Origin of the sequence: Parabacteroides sp. ASF519 (assembly GCF_000364265.2) — a bacterium.
Taxonomy (GTDB): domain Bacteria; phylum Bacteroidota; class Bacteroidia; order Bacteroidales; family Tannerellaceae; genus Parabacteroides; species Parabacteroides goldsteinii.
The window spans coordinates 209,157-234,993 of the sequence record NZ_AQFV02000006.1 but is presented as its reverse complement, the minus strand read 5'-3'; the positions used below and the strand labels follow the sequence as shown (position 1 = coordinate 234,993).

14 protein-coding genes and 1 pseudogene are annotated in these 25,837 nt (G+C 46.5%); 4 read left to right on the top strand and 11 right to left on the bottom strand.

Annotation, left to right across the window (positions count from 1 at the left end; all coding sequences use genetic code 11):
* Positions 1-11: 11 nt before the first annotated feature.
* The 3 genes and pseudogenes from C825_RS01275 (at position 12) to C825_RS01265 (ending at position 5,418) form a co-directional block, all read left to right on the top strand.
* A complete protein-coding gene (locus C825_RS01275; protein ID WP_009860353.1) occupies positions 12-1,799 on the top strand; it encodes a RagB/SusD family nutrient uptake outer membrane protein in 1,788 nt (595 codons plus the stop codon).
* A 160-nt stretch (positions 1,800-1,959) separates the two neighbouring features.
* Positions 1,960-2,900 (top strand): annotated as a pseudogene (locus C825_RS01270) (endonuclease/exonuclease/phosphatase family protein).
* A gap of 40 nt (positions 2,901-2,940) precedes the next feature.
* Positions 2,941-5,418: an outer membrane protein assembly factor BamB family protein gene (locus C825_RS01265; protein ID WP_010801086.1), complete on the top strand. Its 2,478-nt coding sequence runs from the start codon at positions 2,941-2,943 to the stop codon at positions 5,416-5,418.
* Positions 5,419-5,507: 89 nt separating this feature from the next.
* Here C825_RS01265 and C825_RS01260 read toward each other — a convergent pair whose 3' ends face one another.
* From C825_RS01260 to C825_RS01215, 10 genes are all read right to left on the bottom strand, one after another.
* Positions 5,508-7,745, bottom strand: a complete 2,238-nt coding sequence (locus C825_RS01260) for a glycoside hydrolase family 3 C-terminal domain-containing protein (RefSeq protein WP_010801085.1) — start codon at positions 7,743-7,745, stop codon at positions 5,508-5,510.
* A 4-nt stretch (positions 7,746-7,749) separates the two neighbouring features.
* Positions 7,750-9,015 (bottom strand): glycoside hydrolase family 5 protein, encoded by a 1,266-nt coding sequence (locus C825_RS01255; protein ID WP_010801084.1) that lies wholly within the window; start codon positions 9,013-9,015, stop codon positions 7,750-7,752.
* Positions 9,016-9,020: 5 nt separating this feature from the next.
* A complete protein-coding gene (locus C825_RS01250) occupies positions 9,021-11,261 on the bottom strand; it encodes a glycoside hydrolase family 3 N-terminal domain-containing protein (protein WP_010801083.1) in 2,241 nt (746 codons plus the stop codon).
* Between the two features lie 80 nt (positions 11,262-11,341).
* On the bottom strand, positions 11,342-13,057 hold the full coding sequence (locus C825_RS01245; RefSeq protein WP_010801082.1) for a RagB/SusD family nutrient uptake outer membrane protein: 1,716 nt from the start codon (positions 13,055-13,057) through the stop codon (positions 11,342-11,344).
* 21 nt (positions 13,058-13,078) lie between these two features.
* Positions 13,079-16,294 (bottom strand): SusC/RagA family TonB-linked outer membrane protein, encoded by a 3,216-nt coding sequence (locus C825_RS01240; RefSeq protein WP_010801081.1) that lies wholly within the window; start codon positions 16,292-16,294, stop codon positions 13,079-13,081.
* 217 nt (positions 16,295-16,511) lie between these two features.
* Positions 16,512-18,266 (bottom strand): SusR family glycan utilization regulator, encoded by a 1,755-nt coding sequence (gene susR, locus C825_RS01235; protein WP_010801080.1) that lies wholly within the window; start codon positions 18,264-18,266, stop codon positions 16,512-16,514.
* The gene (locus C825_RS01230) at positions 18,263-19,387 is read right to left on the bottom strand and encodes a Fic family protein (RefSeq protein WP_044215059.1); all 1,125 of its coding nucleotides are present in this window, start codon (positions 19,385-19,387) and stop codon (positions 18,263-18,265) included. The genes susR and C825_RS01230 overlap by 4 nt, the downstream gene beginning before the upstream one ends.
* A gap of 287 nt (positions 19,388-19,674) precedes the next feature.
* A complete protein-coding gene (locus tag C825_RS01225) occupies positions 19,675-19,983 on the bottom strand; it encodes a hypothetical protein (RefSeq protein ID WP_007657317.1) in 309 nt (102 codons plus the stop codon).
* Positions 19,980-20,933 (bottom strand): IS110 family RNA-guided transposase, encoded by a 954-nt coding sequence (locus C825_RS01220; RefSeq protein WP_010800681.1) that lies wholly within the window; start codon positions 20,931-20,933, stop codon positions 19,980-19,982. The genes C825_RS01225 and C825_RS01220 overlap by 4 nt, the downstream gene beginning before the upstream one ends.
* 325 nt (positions 20,934-21,258) lie before the next feature.
* Complete coding sequence (locus tag C825_RS01215; protein ID WP_010801078.1) at positions 21,259-24,072, bottom strand: M16 family metallopeptidase; 2,814 nt, start codon at positions 24,070-24,072, stop codon at positions 21,259-21,261.
* A gap of 274 nt (positions 24,073-24,346) precedes the next feature.
* Between C825_RS01215 and C825_RS01210 the strand changes: the two genes are divergently transcribed.
* On the top strand, positions 24,347-25,234 hold the full coding sequence (locus C825_RS01210; RefSeq protein WP_010801077.1) for a Fic family protein: 888 nt from the start codon (positions 24,347-24,349) through the stop codon (positions 25,232-25,234).
* 232 nt (positions 25,235-25,466) lie between these two features.
* On the opposite strand, the gene C825_RS01205 is transcribed toward C825_RS01210, so the two are convergent.
* Complete coding sequence (locus C825_RS01205; RefSeq protein ID WP_010801076.1) at positions 25,467-25,745, bottom strand: Fic family protein; 279 nt, start codon at positions 25,743-25,745, stop codon at positions 25,467-25,469.
* Between the last annotated feature and the right edge of the window lie 92 nt (positions 25,746-25,837).

Genomic DNA, 25,837 nt, shown 5'->3' with positions numbered 1-25,837 from the left:
TGCTGAAAGTTATGACTATTAATAAAAATATTATGAAAATAGCTGCGATAGGATTCGTTGGCATTTTAGGGTTAAGCGGATGTAACGATTCGTTTATGGACAAATATTCCGAGACTTCCATTACGGAAGAAGGTTTTTTCAAGTCGGCTGGTGATTTGGAAATCTATACAAATAATATGTACGGATATGTTACTTCCGATTATTGGGATGTTGCATCCGATAATGTGATATATGTAGAGGAGGCAAGTATCTATTCTAAGATGAGAGGAGAGCTGAATCCTGATAATGCAAGTGTATGGGGATGGGGTAGTATTCGCAATGTCAACTTTATGCTGGCAAGAGCAGATAAAGCAGAAGGTGATATGGCGGAAATTAATCACTATATCGGCTTGGCTCGTATGTTCAGAGCAAAGTTATATTATGATAAAGTATTGTCTTATTCGGATGTACCTTGGTATAGTCGTGATTTGCAGACTACGGATACGGAAGAATTATTTAAACCGCAGGATCCGCGTGCGTTGGTTGTTGATTCCATCATGGCCGATCTGGATTTCGCTGTAACTCATATGAAGGATGAAAGTGGTGCACGAACACGTTGGTATAGAAGTGGTGCATTGGCTATGCAGGCACGTATCGCCTTGTCAGAAGGTTGTTGGCGCAAATATCATTCGGAATTAGGACTGAATGATGCTGATCGTTTCTTTAAAGTGGCTGCTGATGCTTGTAAAGCGATTATGAATACAGGTAATTATGAGTTGTCTACCGGTGAAGGCGCATATGAGGCTTTGTTTAATAGTCAGGATCTTTCTTCTAATAAGGAGATGATCATTTTTGAAGATTACAGTAATGAATTAGGACGTAAGCATGGTGCCGGTGCCCGGTTTGATTGGACAACCGGCTTGTCACGCGACTTAATGGAAGATTATTATGTAATTGAAGATGGTAAGACAAAAAGATTTCAGGATGTGCCTGGTTATGATAAGAAAACATTTCTTGAGATCTTTGAAAACAGAGATCCCCGCCTGGGACAAACTTTCATGATGCCTGGTTTTATGCGTCCGGGTGAAACAGAACCTCATCGCCAGAAAATAACGATCGGTGGTTATCCGCAGGTGAAATATTCTCCGCTGACATTCGATCAGACAGAATGGGGTAAAGCCTATACAGACTTGCCATTGATCCGGTATGCAGAGGTCTTATTGATGTATGCAGAAGCGAAAGCTGAGTTAGGAGAATTAACTCAGGAGGATATTGATTTGAGTATCAATTTAATTAGAGATCGTGCCGGTGTGCCTCGGGCTACTTTGGCAGATTGGATGGCAAATGTCGACCCGGTTCAGGCTAATCGTTATCCGAATGTTACTTCTGCACAAAAAGGTGCAATTTTGGAAGTTAGACGTGAAAGACGTATTGAATTGGCTTGCGAAGGGTTCCGTTATGCGGATTTAATGCGTTGGGGTGCTGGTAAGTTAATGGAAAAAGCTCCGGAAGGTATGTATATCGGTGAATTAGGCTATATTGACTTGACCGGTGACGGACAACCTGATTATGCAGTTGTGGCAACACAGGCAGATGCCGATGCTATTCCACAGGCAGATAAGGAAAAATATAAATTGAATATAGAGATTTTGGCAGGAAATACATTTGAACTGACTGGTGGAGATAAAGGGTATATTCGTTTGATTTCTCAGGTTAATAAATGGAATTTTATTGAACCGAAGTATTATTATAGTCCGATATCAACAAAAGATATCGTACTGAACAAAAACTTAATTCAGAATAAATTTTGGACTAAATAGTCGGGAGCGCTTTTTTACTCTTTGAGTAGGAAATGAATATTATATATCTCAAAAGTTACATCTTTTATTTTAGGTGTGAACTTTTGGGATATATTTTTGAATCATTTTTATCTTTCTATCTTTGCGGTTGAATTACATTTAATATTGATAAATTATATACATGAAAACACAAAGTTTTGTTAGTATTACCTTGGTAGTACTTGTTTTGAGTGTTTTTATTTCTTGCTCTGAACAGAAAAAAGAACAACAACTCACTGTCCTTGCCTGGAATGTTTGGCATGCAGGGCATTCCAAAGCTTATGGACAGCAAGCCTGTGACGGGACGATCGGTATCCTGAAAAAAAGTCAGGCTGATGTCATCTTGATGGTGGAAACATATGGAGCCGCTCCTATGATTGCTGATTCGCTCGGTTATGATTATTATTTGATATCCAGTAATCTTTGTATCTTCAGCCGTTATCCGATCATAAAGAAATATACATTTCCGGATGTGATAGATACCTTCAATTTCGGAGGTGTAGAGATTGATATGGACGGGACTCCTGTCCGTCTGTTCGATACTTGGATTCACTATTTGCCGGATATGCGCCTTGTTCCGACCGATAAATCAGAAGAAGAAATATTGGCCTGGGATGATGCCGGAACACGCGATGAAGAAATCCGAAAGATACTCGGGCTTTGAAACCAATGATTGCCGAATCAGATAGTATCCCTATCGTCATGGGCGGCGATTTCAACAGCCACTCGCATCTGGACTGGACAGAGGCGACCAAAGATATGTATAATCACGGTGGTGCCGTCGTGAACTGGACTGTCTCCAAAGAAATGCAGGCTGCTAACTTCAAGGATAGCTTCCGTGAGATTAATCCCGACCCGGTGAAGAATATCGGGACGACCTGGCTGACGGATGCCGATTCGCTGGAAACAGTCAATCGCCAGGATCGTATCGACTTCATTTATTACCAAGGAAAGACGATACAGGCGGTAGAGTCCCAATGCTATGACAATATTCTGGGTGAAGTATTTTCTTTCAAAGGGGAAGACTTCTTTTATGCTTCTGATCACGGGTTTGTGCTGACAACCTTTACGATTAGAAAATAGAAAACTTACTACTAATATTCTAAATAAACACATTAATAACATGAAGAAAACAATCTTGAGCATCGCCCTGCTGAGCGGCATCGCTTCTTTTGCCAATGCAGCCTACACTGGGCATGTCTTTGTCGATAAAAACAACAATGGAGTATTTGATAAAGGCGAGAAAGCTATGGCAGGTGTTCTCGTTTCTGACGGTCTGAACGTCGTAAAGACGGCTGGCGACGGCTCTTTCACCCTACCCGGCCACGAACGGGAACGCTTCATCTTTATCACCACCCCTTCCGGCTATAAAACAAACAATAAGCATTATCACCGTATTGATGGCGACCAAATCTCGTACGATTTCGGGCTGCAACCCTATAGCGGAGGTATAAAATCCGACGGCAGTCATAAATATGTGCATATCGCCGATACGGAGATATTCAACACCGACAATCATGGTGACTGGGTATCCAACGTACGCGATTATACCTCCAACGAGGAGGCCGCCTTTATTATCCATACCGGCGATATCTGTTATGAGAACGGTCTGAAAGCCCATATCAAATTGATGAATACGGCCAATATGAACTGCCCTATCTTCTACTGTGTCGGCAATCACGACCTGGTAAAAGGAAAATACGGTGAGGAACTGTTCGAAAGCATCTACGGTCCGGTCTTTTATTCATTTGATGCCGGTAGCGTGCATTATATTGTGACTCCGATGGCGGGCGGCGATTATCAGCCGGGCTATACGAAGGAAGATGTCTATCGCTGGCTGAAGAACGATCTGGCGCAAATCCCGCAAGGCAAGCCCATTGTCGTATTCAATCATGACTTGCTGACTTACGGCGACCAGTTTATCTTCGGTATCAACGACCAGGAACAAATTAACTTGAATGACCATAACCTGAAAGCCTGGGTATACGGTCACTGGCATATCAATTACATAAAGAAACAGGGTAACGTCTACTCTGTCTCTACTGCTACCCTGGACAAGGGAGGTATCGACCATTCTACCAGCGCTTTTCGCGTGCTGCACGTGGACAAGAAAGGTGATTTCACCTCTGAATTGCGTTACACTTATCTTGATAAAAGTATCCAAATCTCTACTCCGGCCGAAGGACAAGTTCCGGTATTGGCTTCGGGTGCTGTGCCTGTGACAGTGAATGTCTATTCGTCAGTCTCTCCCGTGAAAGAGGTTTCTTATTCTTGTCAGATAGATGGAAAGACATTTGTCAGCAATCGTAAGTTGAGCCAGGCTACGGACTGGTGCTGGAACTCCGAAGTACCCTTTACGGCTGCTCAACGTGGGAAGATGGCTACCCTGAAAGTAAGAGCACTCTTCAACAATGGCGAAGTGGCGGAAACCGAAACGGTATTCACCTATCAACCAACAAATGTAAAACCGGATTTGTCAGCCGACTGGAATAACCTGTTAGGAACTCCCGAGCATGTTACGACTGCTTCTTCGAGCGTAAACCCGCCTCTCGAAATGGCCTGGGTGAAGAATATTGGAGCCAATATCTATATGACTTCCCCATTGGTTTACAACGGTATGATTTATGTTGCCTCTGTCGATGAGAACCTGCAAGGTGATGCTCATATTTATGCCCTGAACGGACAAACGGGCGAGTTGCTTTGGAAATACCAGACACGTAATTCCATCAAAAACACTATCGCCATTGACAATGGTCGTGTGTTGGCACAAGACGCCCAGGGATATCTGTATGCCGTAGATGCCCAAAGCGGTAAATTAAGCTGGGAGAAACAACTGCCGGTAGCCGGCCTGCCTTCTTTGATCGAAGGTCTGGTTGCCTCCGACGGTGTTGTGTATGCCGGGACAGGCAAAGGTCTTTGTGCCATCGACACTAAAGACGGACGTGAGATCTGGCGCAATAAAGACTGGGGGCAGGGCGAAGGCACCACCACCACCTTCTCCGTAGGAAAGAATATGCTGATCGCCTCTTCCCAATGGCGTGCCCTCTACGGCAACGACCTGAAGACCGGCGAGTTGAAATGGACAGCCGACACTAACGGTCTGCGTAACCGCGGCGCATCGGCAGCCGTTCATGGTGACCTGCTCTACCTTATCTCCGACAAGTCTTTCTTTATCCTCGATGCCAATACAGGCCGTGTGATTGTTCGCAAGGAACTGCCTTTCAGTGTCGATGTAACCTCAACACCGTTACTGACAGATAAGGAGATCATCTTCGGCTCCGCAAAAGACGGTTTGGTCGCATTGGATAGCGAGACGCTAGAGATTAAATGGAAGTTTAATACCGGAGATGCATTGGTATATACTTCCCCTTACTCCCGTAAAGTATCTGCAACTATCGAGACAAGTCCTGTCTTATCAGGCAATACGGTTTATGTAGGAGCTTCCGACGGTACTATCTATGGCGTGAATAAGGAGACCGGAAGGTTTGCCTGGAAGCATGCGACAGGCGCTCCGGTATTCGGTTCGGTAGCCGTTTCGGGGAATACGTTGATAGCGGTCAATTTCGGAGGAAACGTGTATACGTTTGTTGCCGCCGAATAAATTTTTTTCTGACAAGAGAAGCTATATCATCAATAAAGGAGCGCAAAAAACTTTGCGCTCCTTTATAATTTAGGGAGAAGGGGGCTTGGTTATTTCAATTCAAAAGCTACTTTATTGCGAATATCTGTTGAGGAAGCGCCGATCCATGCTTCAAACTTACCTGGTTCGGCTACCCATTCATGGCGGGTGTCATCGAAGAAACTCAATGCCTCTTTTCCGATGGTAAAGGTTACCTCCCGGGTCTCTCCCGGAGCCAGTTTTACCTTGCTGAAGCCTTTCAGTTCCTTTACAGGACGGGGCAGGGATGACTGCAGGTCACTGATATACAATTGTATCACTTCCGAGCCTTCACGACAGCCTGTATTGGTGACGGGCAGGGTAATGGTAAGCGTTTCATCCTGTCCCATCACTTTCTTGTCGGCTACGGCCTTCCCGTAGGCAAAAGTAGTATAGCTCAGGCCATGACCGAAGGAGAACAGCGGTTTTGTCTTTTCCTTGTCCACCCAGCGATAGCCGACGAAGATTCCTTCGTTGTACTTCTGATCCACGATAGGGCTGCCGTCACTACGGGGAGTACCCGGATATTCACCCAGCTTATGTGCACCTACATCCTGCAAAGAAGCAGGGAAAGTGAATGGTAACTTGCCGGACGGATTGACATCGCCCGTCAATACCGAAGCAATGGCGCTGCCTGCTTCCGACCCCAGATACCATGCCTGCACGATGGCCGGGACTTCTTTCACCCATGGCATAGCGATGGCGTTGCCTGAGATATTTACTACAATCAGGTTCTTGTTAGCCTTTGCCAGGGCGGTTATTACCTTATCCTGGCCGTAAGACAGACCGAGTTCCTTACGGTCTGCATCTTCGCAGTCCTGATGCGCGCTCTTGTTCAGGCCGCCGATAAAGATGACGTAATCGGCCTCTTTGGCAACGGCAACGGCTTCGGCTATCAACTCTTCCGGCGAACGGCTGTCCTCCAGATCCTGACCGGATTTCACGCCATTGTATTCACCGCTCGGGTCGCCTACATAGCCACGTGCATAAATAACCTCCGCCTGGTCGCCCACCCGTTTCCGGATGCCGTCCAGCGGGGAGAGTTCGTATTTTACTTTCAGGGAAGAAGAACCACCGCCTACAGTCATCATCTTGATGGCATTCTCGCCGATGACGACTATTCTTTTTGCCCGGTTCAGGTCGATAGGGAGCAGGTCATTCCGGTTCTGCAACAACACGATGCCCTCTTCGCCGATGCTGCGGGCTGCGGCAAAATGAGCTTCCGAGCAGAGCGAGCCGTACGGACGGTTTCTATCCATCGTAGTGCGGTAGGCGAGGCGCAGGATGCGTCTTACCTTGTCGTCCAGTTCTTTTGTTCCGACTTTGCCTTCACGAATCAGTTTCAGGTAAGGATCTGCCAGATAATAATTGTCGTAAGCGTTGCTGGCTCCGTTGGACAATCCGTTGGTCCAGCTTCCGAACTCCATATCGAGTCCGTTGGTGATGGCTTCCTGCGTGTTATGAACGCCTCCCCAGTCAGAGACGACAACACCGTCGAAACCCCATTCGCCTTTCAGTATGTCGTTCAGGAGGTACTGGTTATGGCAACCGTGCTGATTCTTGTACAGGTTGTAGGAACCCATGATGGCCCAGGCATTTCCTTCCTGGACGGCTGCTTTGAAGGCGGGGAGGTAGATTTCGTAGAGGGCACGGTCGTCTACGATGACGTTGGTCGTATGGCGGTTTACTTCCTGATTGTTAAGTGCATAATGTTTCACACAGGCAGCCACGCCGTTCTGCTGGACGCCTTGCACATAGGGGACTACCATCTTTCCGGCCAGATAAGGGTCTTCGCCCATATACTCGAAATTGCGTCCGTTCAGTGGCGAACGGTAGATGTTTACACCGGGGCCCAGCAAGACCGTTTTATTCCGATAGCGGGCTTCTTCACCGATGCTTTTGCCATATAACCTGGCTATTTCCGGGTCCCAGCTGGCAGCCAGGCAGGTCAGAGCCGGGAAGGCTACGCAGGAGTCGTTGGTCCATCCCGCCTGCTCCCATTCATCCCATAAGACTTCGGGACGAATGCCGTGGGGACCGTCGGTCATCCAGAATTCGGGAATGCCCAGGCGTGCGACGCCCGGCGAACAAAACTTGGACTGGGCATGTGTCAGTGCGACCTTTTCTTCCAGTGTGAGGCGTGACAAGGCATCTTCCACACGTTCTTCAATGGGTTTGCTACTGTCCAGATAAGTGGGGACTTCCTGCTGTGCCTGCCCGAAACCGGGTAGTAACAACAGGCTGCAAGCGATGTATTTGATTAATTTCATATTGTTATTGTGTCTTTAAACCTAGTGAGCGGATATATTCGTTTTGTATGACGCATTGCTGTATACGGCTGTTCTCGATAAACTCCGTTAAAGCTGTTTTGGCTGTTTCCTGGTCCAGCCGGGCATCACGGATTTCCTGGTATGTACCCCGGGGAGCTTCGGAGAAGGCAACGACAGCGTCCCAGCCAGCCGGTGCTTTGATGCCGGCAAAGGAGGATTTGTCGATTTTCTTGTACGGCCAGAATGTCCAGCCGATATTGTTCTCTTCCATCACATGGCAGAAAGCGTTCTGCCAGGCTTCTGTGTTGTGTCCGATTTCGCCCATATACATGGGGAGGTTTACCCGGTCGCGGAAGTCGATAATCTCCTGGATGGCTGCTTTGGAGGCGTCGCCTCCGTAACGATGGCAGGTGTACATGATTTTATCGTCGAAGGTGAAGTCGGTGAACGGGCGGAAGTTACCGTTCCACTGCGCGCCGCCCAGCAGGATGATATGGTTGGTGTCTGCCTCGCGGATGGCGGCTGTAGCCCGTTTATACAGCGGTTCCAGCTTGCCGTTCAACTCTTCCATATTGCTGAAATAGGGCGCGATAGGCTCATTTGCCAGTTCGTAGCCGAGGATAACCGGCTCGTTCTTGTAATAGGCTGCAATCTTTTTCCAGATGTTGCAGAATAGCTGCTGGCTGGCTTCGCTCTCGAATAGCCAGGGATACCCGTAGCTGTCGTCGATGTTGTCACCGGTCTGTCCGCCCGGAGCATCGTGCATATCGAGAATCAGGTAGAGGCCTGCCTCGCGGCACCAACCGACTACACTGTCTATGCGGGCGAAACCGTCCTGATTGGCCGTCAATCCCATATAATCCTCGTCAGTGAAGAGTTTATAATGGAAGGGAAGACGGATGGTATTAGCACCGGTCGCCGCAATGAACCGTATATCGTCGCGGGTAATATAGTTATCTTTGAACGCTTTCCAGAACTCAGCGGTGAAGTCGGGACCGACCAGTTCGCAGAGCATCTGGTTGATGCGTCCCGGCGAATTTGTCTTGTTGAATCCAAACATATACCCTTCCGGGTTCAGCCAGTTGCCAAGGTTCGTCCCTTTGATAAAGAACTTCTGCCCTTTGGAGGTAATCAGGTCGGTGCTGGAGATACGCATGAATGCTTCCGGCGGCAGGTCGGCCGTATCCGCATCTGTAGTGCCGGTGTGCTGCCGGCATCCGGTAACGGATACCAGCAGGAGCATGAGCATTAAATAGATATTCTTTTTCATGTCTGTTATTTTACTGTGAATGTTGTTTGTAATCCTTCGGCGCTGTTAGGGCCGACCCAGAGGTTAAATTCGCCCGGTTCGACTACTCTTTGCCGGTCGATGTTCCAGAAGGCCAGTTCTTCGACGGGGAGTGAGAAAGAGACTGTCTTTGTCTCACCCTGCTTCAGAGGAATCCGCCGGAAGCCTTTTAGCTCTTTGACCGGACGGGTGATGGAGCCGACTTTGTCCTGTACGTACAGTTGCACGACTTCCGTACCGTCATACTTACCAGTATTTGTCAGGTCGAAGCTGATTTCCAGTGTTCCGTTGACAGCCAACTGATTCGTTGCCAGTTGCAGGTTGTCATAGCCGAAGGTGGTGTAAGACAATCCGTAACCGAACGGGAACAAAGGGTCGAAACCGGCATCCATGTAGAAGGAAGTACAGCCCAGGGAGGTCTGTCCGGCTTCCTGCGGGATATCGTCTATCAATGTTTCCTGGCGGGAGGCGGGGCGGCCCGTATTGTTATGTGCATAGTAGACAGGTATCTGACCTACCATCTTCGGGAAGGTAACGGGTGTTTTTCCGCTTGGTACCGCTTTTCCGAAGAGCAGGTCGGCAAGGGCCGGTCCGCCCATTGTTCCCGGATGGAAAGCGTAGAGAACGGCGTCGGACTGTTCGACTTCCTGTCCGATTGTCAGCGGACGGCCTGCCATAACCACCGTCACAAGTGGTTTCCCTGTCTTTGCTAGGGCGGCTATCAGTTCGCTCTGCGCTCCCTGCAAATGCAGGTCGGCCAGTGAGTGTGCTTCGCCTGAGAGGATAGATTCTTCTCCGGCGCATACCAGTACGGCATCGGCACGCATAGCGGCATTTACGGCTTTGGCGATGCCGGCTGTATGCTTGTCGCGGCTATAACCTAATCCGGGTTCGTAGATGATTCGTACTTTATCGCCATACATCTCTTTCAAAGCGACCAGAACCGTTTGCGTATGTGCTTTTTCTCCGTCGAATACCCAGGTTCCCATCTGGTCGTGGGCGGCATCGGCCAACGGGCCTATTACGGCAAGGGTACGTATCTTATCGGTAAAAGGTAAGGTTTCGCGGTCGTTCTTTAATAAGATAACCGATTGTTCTGCCGCCTCTTTGGCTTTTGCCAGGTGGGTGGGCGCATATTTTACTTGTTGGTCTGTGTCTGTATATGGATTATCAAACAGTCCCAGGCGGAATTTAAGACGGAGGATGTTACGGACTGCTTCATCAATCGCTGCTTCCGATACTTTCTTCTCCTTGACAAGTTCTTCCAGGTTGCGGATAAACGTGCCGCTTACCATTTCCATGTCGATGCCGGCATTCACGGACTTCGTGGCTGCTTCTTTCTCGTCTTTGCAGAAACCGTGGGAAATCATTTCGGCCGAGGATGCCCAGTCTGTTACCACCAGTCCGTCGTAATTCCATTCACCGCGCAGCACATCTTTCAGGATGAAACTGTTACCTGTCGAGGGAATTCCGTCGTTATCATTGAAAGAAGTCATAAACGTGGCGCATCCGGCTTTGGCGGCTGCTTCGAACGGAGGAAAATAGACGTTGCGCAGCTGGCGTTCGGGAATAAAGGTGGAATTGTAATCGCGTCCTCCTTCCGATGCACCGTAGCCTACAAAGTGTTTGGCACAGGCTGCAACAGCCGTCGGATTGTTCAGGGAATCGCCTTGGAAACCTTTCACCATGGCTACCCCCATCACGGAGCTCAGATACGGGTCTTCACCGCAGCTCTCGGCGATGCGTCCCCACCGTGGGTCGCGCGATATATCGATCATCGGGGCAAAGGTCCAGCGGATGCCGTCGGCCGACGCTTCGACAGCCGCTACACGGGCACCGTCTTCCACCAGTTGCGGGTTGAAAGTCGCCGCCTGTCCCAACGGGATGGGGAAGATGGTTTTATAACCGTGGATGACATCGCGCGACATAAGCAGGGGAATACCCAGGCGGGATTCTTCTACCGCAATTCTCTGCGCTTTGTTTACCAGCTCCGGGTCGGTCAGGTTCAACAGCGAACCGACATTCCCTTCCCGGATTAACCCGGCCATTTCTTCCAGGCCGCCGAAAGGACTTAACTGGTTCATTTGGCCAATCTTTTCCTGCAAGGTCATTTGCCCTAACAAGGCATTCACCCGGCTTTCAATATCTCCTTCTTGGGTTCCCTGGGGTTCTGCGCATGATAAGAATGGCAAAAGCAGCAGGTAGACAGATAATCGTTTTATTTTCATGGCATAGTAAGATAAACAGGGATATCCAAAGAATGAAACAGCTTATTTCATTCTTTGGATATCCCCTATTTAATAATCAATTAATATGGATTCTGAACAGTAGCTCCATGAGATGATTCAATTTCAATCTGGGGAATCGGAAGATACTTTTTGTTCTCGGTCCACTGCGGACGCTGCGGAATAGCAGCTCCTTTCCCAGTCCATTTCAGTTCGCCGTTGATAACCAGATTGAGAGGTTTTCCGTCTGCATTGGTTTTAACTTCGCCTTTCGGCTTGTCCTGCGTAACGGTACCATCCGTACAGACAAAACGATGGGCATCCTTTGTCACATAAATAGCACCGCCACCCGGTTTCAGGACTTCAGCGGCTTTACCGAAACGAACCAGGTCGAAATAACGTTTTCCTTCACCCAGTAATTCTACCCGGCGTTCCTGCATGATGGCTTCTTCGGAAATTGCTTTGGGACTCAGACCGGCACGTTCGCGTACCTGGTCGAAATAACCTTGTGCTTCTCCCGAATTGGTGCGCCATGCCAGTTCTGCTGCAACCAGCAGAGTTTCTGCATAACGATACAGGTGGAAGTTGTTTTCCCAGTTCAGGTCCGCATCGCCAGCCTGGTCAGCCTTACCGCCCGGACGGCCTAGATATTTGCGCAGGAAATAACCGGTGTTCTGGTAACGTCCCGTATAATTCACGGCGATTCCCCTGTTCATCATTTCCTCCTGGTACGTATCCAGGTTCAGGACTGCTACATCCCGACGGATATCTCCCGGTTCGAAGGCTTCATATGCATCCCGAGTAATCACACAGAAACCCCAGCCACCTTCAAATTCGGTATACGGGCCATGTCCCGTTTCCTGACCGCCGACGTAAGTCAAACCATCCACACCAATCATAGCAGGGATGACAGTACCCCCACAGGCCCCAGCATCGCCCCAGCCGCGTTTACCACCGGCTGAGATGTAGTTGATATCGAGGATGATTTCATCGGACCATTCCGTAGCATAAGTGAACAGGTCGTCGTAGTCCGTAACCAGTTTATATTGTCCCGAAGCGATAACCTCTTTTACATAACCCAACGCTTTAGGGTAACGGCTTTCGTCTTTCTGATACATGACATAATCGGCATAGATCATGGCAGCGGCTGCCTGAGTCATTCGTCCGGCCCATGTTAGTTCACGTTTCATCGGAAGAATTTTGGAATCCAGCACCTCTTCCAGGTCGGTTACCATGTTATTGTATACTTCGTCTGCTTTCAACTGCTCTGCGATATACGGGAAAGTCAGGTTCTCCGTATAAAATGGAACATTCCCCCAGGTTTTCCACAATACCAGGTAATACCAGTCGCGCAATACCCGTCCTTCTGCGTTGTAAGACTTTTTATCTGCTTCGGAGATGTTTGCCTCTTCAGCATTGTCCATTAAGCGGATGGAGCGGTTGATGCCGGAGTAGGCAACGGTCCATGCTCCTTTTATGTCATTGGTAGGGCTACAGCCATACCAGGAGATTTCGTGAAGATAACCCTGGTCGGATGTATCGCTGCCACCCGGGTAAATATCATCGCTTGCAGCATCCCAGGCGAGGTTCAGAGGGAACCAGCCGTTATAGTAATCGAACCACTGCATCGGGTCGTAAGCGGCTGCCATGGCTTCTATCATTTTGGCATTGTCAGTATAATACCCTGTGATGGGCACACTGCTTGCCGGTTCTTCGGTTAAGAAACTGTCGCCGCACGAAACAAGTCCTGATGCAAGTAGTATGGCAGCGGCGAAAGTATATAGTTTATTCTTTTTCATATCGATTCCATTTTTTAGTGATTAGAAATTAAGATTTAAGCCGACTGTGAATGTACGTGCCTGCGGATAATAGCCGCGGTCGATGCCGTTTGATTTATCTCCGGCTACGTCTGTCGCATTTATTTCCGGGTCAAGACCCTTATAGGAGGTCAGTGTCAGCAAGTTCTCGGCGGCGACATAGAGACGAAGTCTGTCGACAAAGAATTTGCGTGTCAGGTTCTTCGGCAAGGTGTAACCTATCTGCATATTTTTAATGCGGGCGAAACTACCGTTGTGGACGTATAAATCGGATACTTTCTTCCAGTTACCGTTCATATCGTCACCCGGGTAACAGAAGCGGGGCATTGTGTTGGAAGTACCTTCTCCATGCCAGCGTTTCATAAACTCCTGGGGCACATTTACGGAAGACACATCCAGGCGGCGGGTTACGTCCATAATGTCCTGTCCCAATGAACCGGAAAATAAGACTGAAAAGTCAATGTCTTTATAAGCGGCCGTCAGGTTCAGACCGAAAGTCCAGTCCGGAGTACCTTTACCAATCATGGTTTTATCTTTATCGTCGATTGTACCGTCATTGTCAAAGTCTACGAATTTCACATCTCCGGGAACGGCAAGCGGCTGTAATTTCTCTCCCTTGCTGTTTGTATAAGCGTCGATTTCCGCCTGATTCTGGAAGATACCGGCAGTCTTGTAACCGTAGAAGTAAGGATAAGGCATACCGTTCTCCGCACGGCCGACATTTCCCAGGATATGTACCTGGTCCATCATCTCGAAACCGTCGGCTGTGCCTAAGTCTACCAATTTGTTTTTCAAATAAGAGAGGTTGGCGTTGACGCCGAAACGGAAGTCCTTGTGGCTATATTTATAACCGACTTCAAATTCAACCCCTTCGTTTTTCATCGAACCGACGTTCCCCCAGGGTTTGGATTCGCCCAGATAGTTCGGTATGGCCATTTCTTTCAGCATACCGTTGGTCTTCTTCTGGTAGTAATCGACCGTAAAGGTCAATGCGTTGCCCAGGAAGCCGAAATCAATACCGGCATCATACTGTTCTGATTCTTCCCACATCAAATCGGCATTAGGAGTGCCGGAAGGTTTGGAACCCATTACGATTTGTTGGCCTCTGCCGTAAGCGCCGAAAGGATAGTTATTATTCATCGATACATTCGCCGTGTAGCGGAAGTTACCGATAGCCTCGTTACCGTTCTTACCCCATGAAAGGCGTATTTTTGTATTGGTCAGCCAGTCCGGGCGTTTTTCCATAAACGATTCGTTCGTTAAATTCCATCCTAAAGAAACGGAAGGGAAAGTACCCCACTTGTTATTTTCACCGAAGCGTGATGAACCGTCGCGGCGTACGGTGAGCTGCAACATGTAACGTTCGGCGAAGTTGTAGCTTAAACGTCCGAAATAAGAAGCCAGCGAGTGCGGGTCGGTTAATCCTCCTTCGGTATTCCGGTTTCCGTTGTTCGGCAGGGAGGTCGTAAAGTCTATATTGGCCTTATCACCCATGTAGGCAATCAAATCTTTTGCCATACCGTACAGGCGGCGGCCTGTGTTGCGTTCGGCAGACTGTCCTAATACCACATTGAAAGTATGCTGGCTGATTGTTTTATCGTAAGTCAACACATTTTCAATCTGCCAGGTATAGCCGCGATTCATTTCGGACATCACGCTGGAACGTCCGTCTGCAATGGATTGGTTGCAGTTTCTGCCCAGATAATAAGGGTGGTTCCATTCGTCATATCCCCAGAATGCAAGGTCGGAGCCCCAGGAGAACTTATATTTCAGGTTATCCCAGATACCGAGTTCGGCCGTCAGGTTGGCAATGACTTTGTCTGAATTGTTTTTTCTTCCGGGCTGTGCGGACATGCGGCCCAGCGGATTCGTAATTTCGTTGAAGTTTTCCGGAATCTGCAATACCTGTCCGGTGAGCTGGTCGCGTACAGGGTCGCCGTACTTGCTGCGAATATCTGCCGTATAGCCGTTTACATGGTCCTCATCCTGTGCGTAGACTTCCATGGTCGGGTCCAGGAAAAGGGCATCTCCCAGCGGGGAACCGGTCAGGTTACCGGCGCTTACCCCTATATTGTTTATACGGGAATAAGACATATTGACACCGACGGTCATTTTTCTTAACCAGCTGCGGTTCTTCGTTTCGTCGAATAAGGTATAAAGGGTGTTGCTGCGGAATGAAAGGCGTTCGTAGTTGGAACGGTCGTAATTTCCACCGATAATACCTTCCTGGTTATAATAACCGGCGGAGAAATAGTAACTTACTTTCTCGTTTGCCCCGCTGATGCTTAACTGATGGTTCTGTACGGGAGCGCCGTCGTTAAACAATACATCCTGCCAGTCGGTGCCTACACCCAGATTAGTGTTTGAAAAACGGTCGGTGCCGTTGGAATACTGCTGTGCTTCGTTCATCAGGGTCGCGTATTCGGACGCATTCAGCATACTGCGTTTTTTCCAGGCGGATTGCCAGCCATAAGAGAAGTCGTAAGACACTTTCACTTTGCCGATGGCCCCTTGCTTGGTCGTAACCAAAACAACCCCGTTGGCGGCACGTGAACCGTACACAGCTGCCGAAGCGGCATCTTTCAATACTTCGATAGAAGCAATGTCGGCCGGATTGATGTTGTCGATACCTCCGTTGATGGGCATGCCGTCTACGATATAAAGAGGGTCGGCGGTGTTGATGGTGCCTGTTCCGCGTACACGGATAACTGAACCTGTACCCGGTTGGCCGTTCTGTGTGGTCACCTGTACACCGGCTGCCAGTCCTTTCAACGCGTTATCGACACGGACGGGAGCTGTCTGGGCCAATTCGTCCGCGCCTACTTTGGCGATGGAGGCCGTTACCACACTCTTTTTCTGCACACCGTAACCGATAACGACCACTTCATCCAGTGCCTGGTTGTCTTCCGCCAGCGTAACGGATAATGGCGCATTGCCTGAGACAACGATGGATTGGGGTAAATAACCGATAAAAGAAACGACGATGGTAGAGCCTTTTTCTACCTCATTGATGGTGAACATACCGTCCAGGTCCGTCATGGCCCCGTTGGTGGTTCCTTTTACTACTACATTGGCGCCGATGACCGGTTCGCCGAGGGCGTCTTTGACCTGTCCACTGACTGTCAGTTTTTGGGCAAACACAAATGTTGGAAATAACAATAGGCACAACAAAGGTATCATACCTTTAAGAAGCCTCTTTTTTAATAAAATGTTTTTCATAAGACGAATACATTTTTTAAAGTTAACGTACTAATTTGTTCTACACTTTTTGTACTTGCAAAAGTATAGCGCGAATAACCGGTGCCAATGGACTGGTAAACCGGATCGGTAAATCTATAAAATTGTTATATTGCTGATATATAGTGGTTTGAATATGTGGTTTGATACGTAAAAAGTAAGTTTCCGAATGTAGTCTGGGAGGCTTTTCCGAGTGGTTTCAACGCTCTATTTTCCCTAAAGATTTCACAATATCTGCAAAATGTTCTTTAGGAACGATTGCTTTGCTGCGCGTTTTCAGCCGATTATTGTAGACCGTCTGAGGGGAGCAGTGCAGGAACTCGGCAATCTTCACGCTATCGCTGATGCCGAGGCGTACCAGAGCGTAGATACGAAGTTCGGTGTTCAGCAGTTCTCCCTCTTTGGGTATGATTTGTTTGTCGGGTTGTAATAGAGCATTAAAATCCGAGACAAAGTCAGGATAGATATGCAGGAAGATGGCATCGAAATTACTGTAAAACTCTTTTAGTTCGTTGGCAGCCAGCGTGGAGGAGTCTGTCATCTTTTTGACTTCGTCGACCATACCGGTCCTGATTTTCCGGTTGATATTTTTTCGGTATTCGTCCAGTTTACTGATATAGCTGGAACAGATATTGAAGACGTAACCGATATATTCTTCCTTGACATAATTGGATTCCGTCAGCTTGGAGTTCGTGTCGAGTAATTGTTCGTTCAGTGACTGGAGCTGGCTGTTTACTTCTGCCAGTTGCGTATGCGCTTTTTCCAGTTCGCTTACATGCTTGTTCAGGGTCTGGTTGGCATCGTTCAGTTTTCTGCGGGACTCTTTCAGCCGTTTTATCTGTAGTCCGATAAAGAACAGTGCTGCCAGCAGGACCAGCGACAAGGTGCTGACGATGTACAGATACCGGCGCAAGTCGGCTTCCTGCTTTTTGTTTCTTTGTTCGTATGTCTTGTGAATGGCGTCCAGTGCGGACGAAATGCCGACCATACGTATCCTGTTCTTATAGAGTTGTGCACATCCCAGGCAGTAGTTCAGATAAGAATATGCCTGATCGATGTAACCTCTTTCATACAAGGTTTTTCCGAGTTCTTCCAGCGAAGCGATATCGTGGTTGGCCGACCGTATATCAGCCATGGCTGATAAAATGAGGTAACGAAAATATTCATCTTCGTTACCTTCGTCCCTATACATGATTGCCAGGATATAAGCGTTCATGGCGTCTTTCCTGGAATCGAAGGAGGCGGAAGCAAGTTCTTCTTTCAATTGCTCTTTTACTTCTGCAGCTTGTGGAGTCTTGTTGTATTGCCAGCCTTTGTACCATAAACCATATGGATGGTTGTCGGGAATACTGGCGAAGATCGAATCCCGATAGGTTTGTTCTTTCGCATAGTAGAAGGTACTTTGAGCGGTGTTTTCACCGGAATATTGCCCGTAATGAGAGTAAAGATACATCATTTGTCCATAGTAGTCAGTTCTGTAATAAGGCGACAGGTTTTCGGGGTTTATTTCATTCAGGGCATCCAGTCCCTCTTTCAGAAAACCGGTGGCTGTCAGGATGAACGACTGTTCGATCTTCCACTGTGCAACCCATTGGGGATTGTTCAGTCGTTGTGCTATTTCCAGATTTTTATGGATATAACTAAATGCAGAGTCGCTGTCATAGACCATATATTCTTCATAAAACAGTTTGTTCATCCAGTATTGCTCTTCCTCTGTTGCAACTTTCTGTTCCATTTTCCTCAGGTCCTCGATTCTTTTTTCCTTGGCAATGACAAAAGTCTCATTTTTAGCCAACAACGAGTCCAGGCTGGCCAGCATTTTCTCAGTCTCAGCAGAAATAGTTTGTCCGGATATATTTCCGGATAGTATCAGAAATGGCAACAGATAGAGAATTACTCGTATGTACATTTTATTCAATTTAAGGTTCACAGGAACAAAGATAAAAAATATCATCTGAATATCTCTACATATTTTTTTAAGATATAGATTCGTCCACGTTTTCCACCTGTAATCTCTTTTAAAACATCAAGCTTCTCTAATTCTTCAATAAGTTTGTAAGAGGATGCCTGACTTATACCTGTTATAGTTGAAACCTGGGCTGCATCTATAATCGGTTTTTTATACAGTTCGGTTATTACTTTTAAAGCGTTGGCTGATCGGCTGCCTAATTGTTTTATACACTCTTCATATTCTTTTTGTAGAAGTAATATTTCCTCAAATGTTTTTACTCCGTTTTCTGCTGTTTCAATAACTCCCTGGAGGAAGAATTTAAGCCAACCTTCAATATCATTTTCAAATCTAACTTTCATCAGATTAGAATAATATGAACTTCTATGCCTTTCCAGATAATCGGATAAATATAAAATAGGACGCTTTAATATACCTTTACTTACAAGGTACAGGGTAATTAGTAATCTCCCTGTTCGGCCATTACCATCTAAAAAAGGGTGAATCGTTTCAAACTGATAATGTATCAGGGCTATCTTTAATAGTTCAGGAAAGAAAATAGAATTATTATGTACAAATTTCTCTATATCTTCCATTAATTCAGGGATTGAAGTACAAACCGGAGGAATAAAAATGGCATCGTTAATAGAAGAACCTCCAATCCAGTTTTGACTTTTCCGAAATTCTCCTGGTTGTTTATATTCACCTCTGACCCCGGCAAGTAATACTTTATGTACATTTCTTATAAGCCTTGCAGAAAAAGGCAATGTCTCGAGCATTTTAATAGCTTCATTCATCGCAGATATATAGTTATGAACTTCGGTCCAATCGTCTCTTTTATCCAATGGCAAATCTTCTTTAGACATGAGTACTTCTTCCATATTTGTTTGAGTACCTTCTATCTTAGAAGATTGAGTCGCTTCTTTCATTATGTGCATGCTAATGAAAAGATCGATATTGGGTATATGTTCTGAATACATGTCTAGTCTGCCAAGCATTCTGTCCGCTTTGCTTAACAATGTTACTATCTCCATGTTTTCAATTACCCAAGGGTTGTTAATTAAGTTCGGTTGAAAACTCTTGTAGTAACCTTGGTTTATGTATGTGCCTGATTTAAAGTTTTTCATATGTAAATAAATTGCGCTCCCTATCTCAAGAGAGCCGTTTAAACCATTAATAAATTGATTTTTTTAGAGTTCAGACAAAACAAAAGAGAGCACTTGTATAGATACAAATGCGGTTGGCTATTATCTTTGGGCATTTTATAATTTTACAACAGCTAAGAAAAAAAATTTCATACACGCGTTAAAGGACTCGCAGTCTTGACCGCTTAGCAGTTGAGATCAGTTTCATGAGCGACCTCTTGCTGTTTCTTACGACAACAAGCCAGTAAAAATCGACCTTCTCTATGTTTTTAACCTACTTCTGGGATTGGACCATCATCACGGCTGATTTTAACTTTATAGCCAAGTGCTTCCAGCTCTTTCTTCAAGTAATTTTTCCGTTTCTGCTCCATCCTTTGGTTGAGATATTCCGCACCGAGTTCCTTATACTCACAAGCCTCTTTCAGTACATGCCATACCGATTTCAGGATCGAGTGTCCTACTGCTACTAAAGCCCTCTTTTTCCCTCGACGGGCGGCTAAACGGTGATAACGTGCACTGTAAAAGGTGTTCTTGGTACGGGTGGCTGCCCACGCAGCCTCCGTGATTACGGCTTTCAACTGTTTGTTGCCATGGGTGGTTCTACCACTTTTTTTTTACCTGCGCTCTCGTTATTGCCTGGACAGACACCGGCCCACGAAGCCAGGTGCTTTTCGGTTGGAAAGGCTTCCATATCCACACCTATCTCTGCTATCAGGTCTTCAACCGTTTTCCGGCTAAGTCCGGGGATCTTCTGCAAGAGTTCCATCACATTCTCATAAGGAGATAAAACCTCTTTTATACGGCAGGTAAGGTCAGCTATGATGGCTTTCGTCTGTTCCATATCTTTACGGATGGTCTGCAACATATAGATGTGATGCGGTTCTATAAAGCCTTCACAAGCCTGATAAAGAAGTTCCGGACTGGCTTCAAGTTTTTTATGATAGATGCAAGTTATGTCATCCATTGTTACATGACCCTTATCGATCAACATATCTATCAGCTTGTTCGCCACGACTCCGTCCAGGCTGCACACCACGCTGGAAAGTTTGATGTTACAATCTTCCAGGATACGAACAATACGGTTTTTCTCAGAAGATACATGCTGGATCAACTTGTTACGGTAACGGGTTAAATCACGAAGCTCACGTTGTTCACGCTCCGGGATATAACTCGGTTTCAACAAACCTGCTAAAAGCAGTTTGCAAATCCAGGCACTATCCTTTTTATCCGTTTTGTGCCCGGGAACATACTTGATGTGCCGTGCGTTCACGATCCAGACTTTCATATCTGGACATTCAAGAATCTTATAAACCGGCTTCCAGTAAACACCGGTACTTTCCATTGCTACATGCGTAATGCCACTGGATAATAACCATTCTTTTAATTCTGTCAAAGAACTACTGAAGGTCTTGTAACTGCGGGTTTCAGTTTTGAGACCTTCGCCACTTATCGTAGCAACTACCATGTCCTTGTGGACATCTATTCCACAACCCCGGAGGATGACTTGTTCAAAAGGTACTGTTTTCATTGCATTCGTTTTTTCGAGTGAATGACACTAAAGTAAACAATACCCCCCTATTTACATTCTCTTGGACGAAATTTATTTCATGGATGTTTCATGATAATATCGGGGGAATAAACTAATTTTAGGATTTACCATCTAATTGAAATAAGCTGATGCGTTATTTTAATTTTCGGTACAAAAGTAAAATAAGCTAATACGTTATTTTAGTTTTCGGTACAAAAGTAAAATAAGCCGAGTGATATTCCAATAAAATCGCCAAATTTAAAATAAGATAGTATCTCATACGAGTTTTGTCATATTTTAAATTTGGCGTATATGTTATATCGTTTTACGGCTCCATCACCACCTCGATACTGTTTCCCTGGCTGAGTAACTTTTTGGCGAAGGCCTGTATTTTGGCAGGAGTGATGCTGTTGACTGTTTCGACGTATTTTGTTGCGCCGTCGAAGCCTTTGTAATAATAATTATCCAGTGTATTCAGCCAGTAACCGTTCTCCTGGAGGCTTTCTGCGTGACGTTTCAGGATGTTGTCCTGCGTCTTTTTGAAATCTTCCGGGGTCGGGCCGATGTCGGAGATGCGTTTCAATTCGTTGCGGACAATCGTGTTCATCTTTTCCCGTTTATCCGGGTCGGTGTCGAAATAGGCTTGCAGGAATGTTTGTCCTTCCGGGAAGGAAGAGATGCGGGCGGATGTCTGTACGCCGTACGTTCCGCCTTCGTCTTCGCGGACCTTTTCGGTGTAAATAAGGTCGAGCACCTGCTTCAACATGGTGGCTGTAACGATATTTTCCAGGTTATAGTCCATTTGCCCGGAATAGAAATTCACGACGGAGGCTTTCGGCGTCTCCATCTGGCGTTTGAAACGGTTTACGTAGTCGCCTTTGCGGATGGCGGGTACTTCTTTCGGGTTACCCTGCTCTATCTTGCCGTTTGCAGGTAATGTAGCCAGGTATTGTTCTACCAGTGGACGGATACTGTCGGTGTCGATGTTTCCTACGAAGGTAAAGACGAAACCGGAGGCGTCGCCGAAACGTTCCTTATACATTTCCATGATACGCGGATAGCTGATATTTTTGAAATCGGCCGGATCGATGCGCATCGCACGCGGATTGTTGTTGTAAATGGCTTTCGTCAGCGAGTCGCTGAAGGCAACCATCGGATTCAGTTCCAGGTTCTTCAGTTGCGCTTTCATACGGTTTTCGAAGGAAGCGTAAGCTTCTTCGTCCATGCGCGGAGCAGTGAAGCTGAGGTAGATCAGTTCGAACAAGGTCTTCAGGTCGGACGGGGTGGAGGAGCCGTTCACATTTTCGCTGTCCAGTCCCAGGGAAGTGGAGCAGGATACTTTCTTTCCGGCCAGCATCTTGCCCAGGTCGGTAGCCGAGAAATTGCCCAGGCCGCCCAGTTCGATTACCTCATTGAACACTTTCAGATTGTCGATGTCTTTGTTGCCGAACAGTGTGCTTCCTCCCGGGCTGGTAGCCGTCATTTGTATTTCATCCTTTTTGAAGTCCGTGTGTTTCAACACGACTTTGATGCCGTTGCTCAATGTCAGGACGGTAGCGCCGAAGAGCGGATCTTCCTTGCTTTCCGTGATCTTGCCGGGTGCCGGCAATGAGGGGATCAACGGTTCGTCCGATAAGGTCTCCCGGTAAGGTTCGACAGGGATCTGCTGTGCTTTCATAAAGTCGCGGAGCAGTTCTTCGTCGGTAGGATAGGCGAGACCTTCCTTTTCCGGACCGGTCAGGCTGATCACGATGTTGGTATCGCCGATCATATCCTGGATATACTTGTTGACCTGTTCTACCGGTACAGCCTGTGCAACCTGGCTGATCAGGGCGTATTCCGTTTCGATTCCGGGGATGTAACCGCCTTCGGTAAAGTGGCGTACGTATTCCTTGGTGAATGTGCTGTTCCTTTGTTTGTCGCGGTCGTTGTAAAGGGATTCATATTGTTTCAACACATTGATGCGGGCGCGATCGTATTCCGATGGGGTGAAACCGAATTGTTTCACACGCTGCGTTTCCGTTACCAACGCATTCATGGCCGAATCCACTTCGTTATCTTTCACCAGTGCGGCTACCGACCAGGCACCTTTCGTTTTCGAGATCATAAAATCGCCGTCGGAAGCCTGGGCGGCAACGAACGGAGGATTTGCTTTCTGTACCATCTCGTTGAAGCGTTCGTTCATCATCGTGGCTGCTACGCTCTGGATATAATCTTTCACCAATCCGGCAATCGTTCCGTACATATCCTGCGGCATCTTGTCGTGTTTATAGGAGATGGACAGGATCGTGTTCGAAGCCTCTTTGTCCGTAGCCACGGAGATCAGCGGCATGTCATTGTCGGGCACTTCAAACAGAGGGCGCGGAGCCGCGTTTACCGGTGCCGGGATGTCGGCAAAAATCCGTTTGACGGCTGTTTCTACCTGGTCGACATTGATGTCGCCTACAATGATGATCGCCTGCAGGTCGGGGCGGTACCATTTGTGATAATAATCGCGCAGTTCATCCGGTTTGAAATTGTCGATCACGTCGATTGTGCCGATCGGCATCCGGTGGGCATAACGGCTGTCCGGATAGATTTTCGGAAGCTGTTGTTCCCATATGCGGGCCTGTGCGTCCTGGCGTGTGCGCCATTCCTCGCGGATCACGCCGCGTTCCTTGTCGATCGCAGAATCGGCAAGCGTGATGAAGCCAGACCAGTCATGCAGGATCAGCAGGCAGGAATCGACTACGCTTTCGCGTGTCACCGGGGCATTCATGATCATATAAACCGTTTCGTCGAAACTGGTATAGGCATTGAAATTTTCACCCATACGCATGCCGATGCTTTGGGTAAAATCGTCCATTCCTTTGTTCGGAAAGTTTTTAGAGCCGTTGAAGGCCATATGTTCCAGGAAGTGTGCCAGTCCGCGCTGATTCTCTTCTTCCAGCATGGAGCCTACGTTTTGGGCGATATAAAAGTCAGCCCGTTCTTTCGGTTGTTCATTATGACGGATGTAATAGGTTAATCCGTTCGGCAACTTTCCATAACGAACCTGCGGGTCGATAGGCAACGGTTGCAATTCCTGTTGCTGGGCAGCCAGCTGGAAAAGGCAGAAGAAGCTCAACAGGAATAAACTTAAAAATCTTTTTTGTCTCATTTGGGATATTTATTTATTTTGTTTTATACTGGTGTACCTGAAAAAACAGCACGTAGCCTTCCCGTTTTCCTGCCGATAATTGTCGACAGGCAATTCCGTCGGCAGGAAAAAAGGTTGAGGGCAAATATACGATGCAATAGCAGGAATTGTACTCAGGGTAGGTATAATTATGGAATATTTATACTATACTTTATTTCTATATCTTGCCGATATCGGCAAGATGTGCTATCTTTGAAGTGAAAATCGGTGTAAAACTTGCCGATAGAATTTGAATATGAAATATATTTCAGTCGGAGAATTTGCAGGAAAGTACGGTGTTTCAGAGCGTACGGCACGTAATTATTGCGCTATCGGAAAAATCGAGGGTGCATTCCTTACTGGCAAGACATGGAACATACCGGAAGATGCGGAATTGCCTTCACAGAAAAAGTCGAAAGTGAAGATTATGCCTTTGCTTGCCGTGTTGCGCGAACAAAAGCAGATGAAATTGAAAGGCGGTATCTATCACAAAACGCAGATCGATCTTACATATAACTCGAATCACATCGAAGGCAGTCGTCTGACTCATGACCAAACCCGTTATATTTTTGAGACCAATACCATCGGAGTAACTGATGAAAGCATCAATGTGGACGATATTATCGAGGCCACCAATCATTTTCGGTGTATTGATCTTATCCTTGACAGGGCTGAGGAGAATTTATCTGAGACTTTCATTAAAGAATTGCACAATATTCTGAAATCCGGCACATCGGATAGCCGGAAAGATTGGTTTGCCGTAGGCGATTATAAACGTTTGCCAAATGAGGTTGGCGGTGCTGATACAACACTGCCGGAGAACGTTCATAAGGAGATGAAGGCACTGCTGAAAGCCTATAATTCGAAAAAACAGAAATCTTTTGATGACATTTTGGACTGGCACTATTGTTTTGAGGCGATTCACCCTTTTCAGGATGGTAATGGACGTGTCGGTCGCCTGATCCTGTTTAAAGAATGCCTTGCAAACGGATATGTCCCCTTTATTATCACCGAAGAGTTGAAAATGTTCTATTATCGGGGATTACAACAGTGGAATCATATCAAAGACTATTTGCGGGATACTTGTTTGACTGCGCAGGATAATTATAAAGAGGTATTGGATAAGTATAGGATTAAGTATTGAGATTCGAATATTTTATGGAATACCGGATGGCGTAAAGTCCCTTTTCGCTATATTTCTTACAAATGACAATATGATTATTATTTAAGTGTTTTGTAAACGGATTGATATGTTAAAAAATATTACCCGCTGGGGTATTTTTATTTACCCGGTATATTAATCCAATTTACCTGGTAGAGTAGTGACATTTTGATAATGGAGGGAATCTTTTATAAGAATTACGATTAGTTGCGATTTATGTTGTTTTGTTTGAATTAAAAACAGTCAGCCCCTTCGCCGTTAACAGGTACTTTTGTCGAGGATGCTTGGAATTATTAGGATAAAGAGGAGTAACAAAGCCCCCTTGAATAGCCGGTGTCAGATAATTAGCAATAAAAGTGGGACGATGCTTTAATTCCATTTTCTCCATTAATGTTTTTAAAGAATGTTGTTCTGTTCCAATAGCTTTTACGATTACTGAAATTTGTGTGCTAAGTTGTTCGGTTAGCTTGTTCGGTACTTGTTCGGTCAACATGCTGAGAGGGATTGATAATCATAGTTCTATTTTTCAATTCGTTATTTTCTCCCATCATCAGATTCCTGAAAAACAAAACTAAGAAACTCATA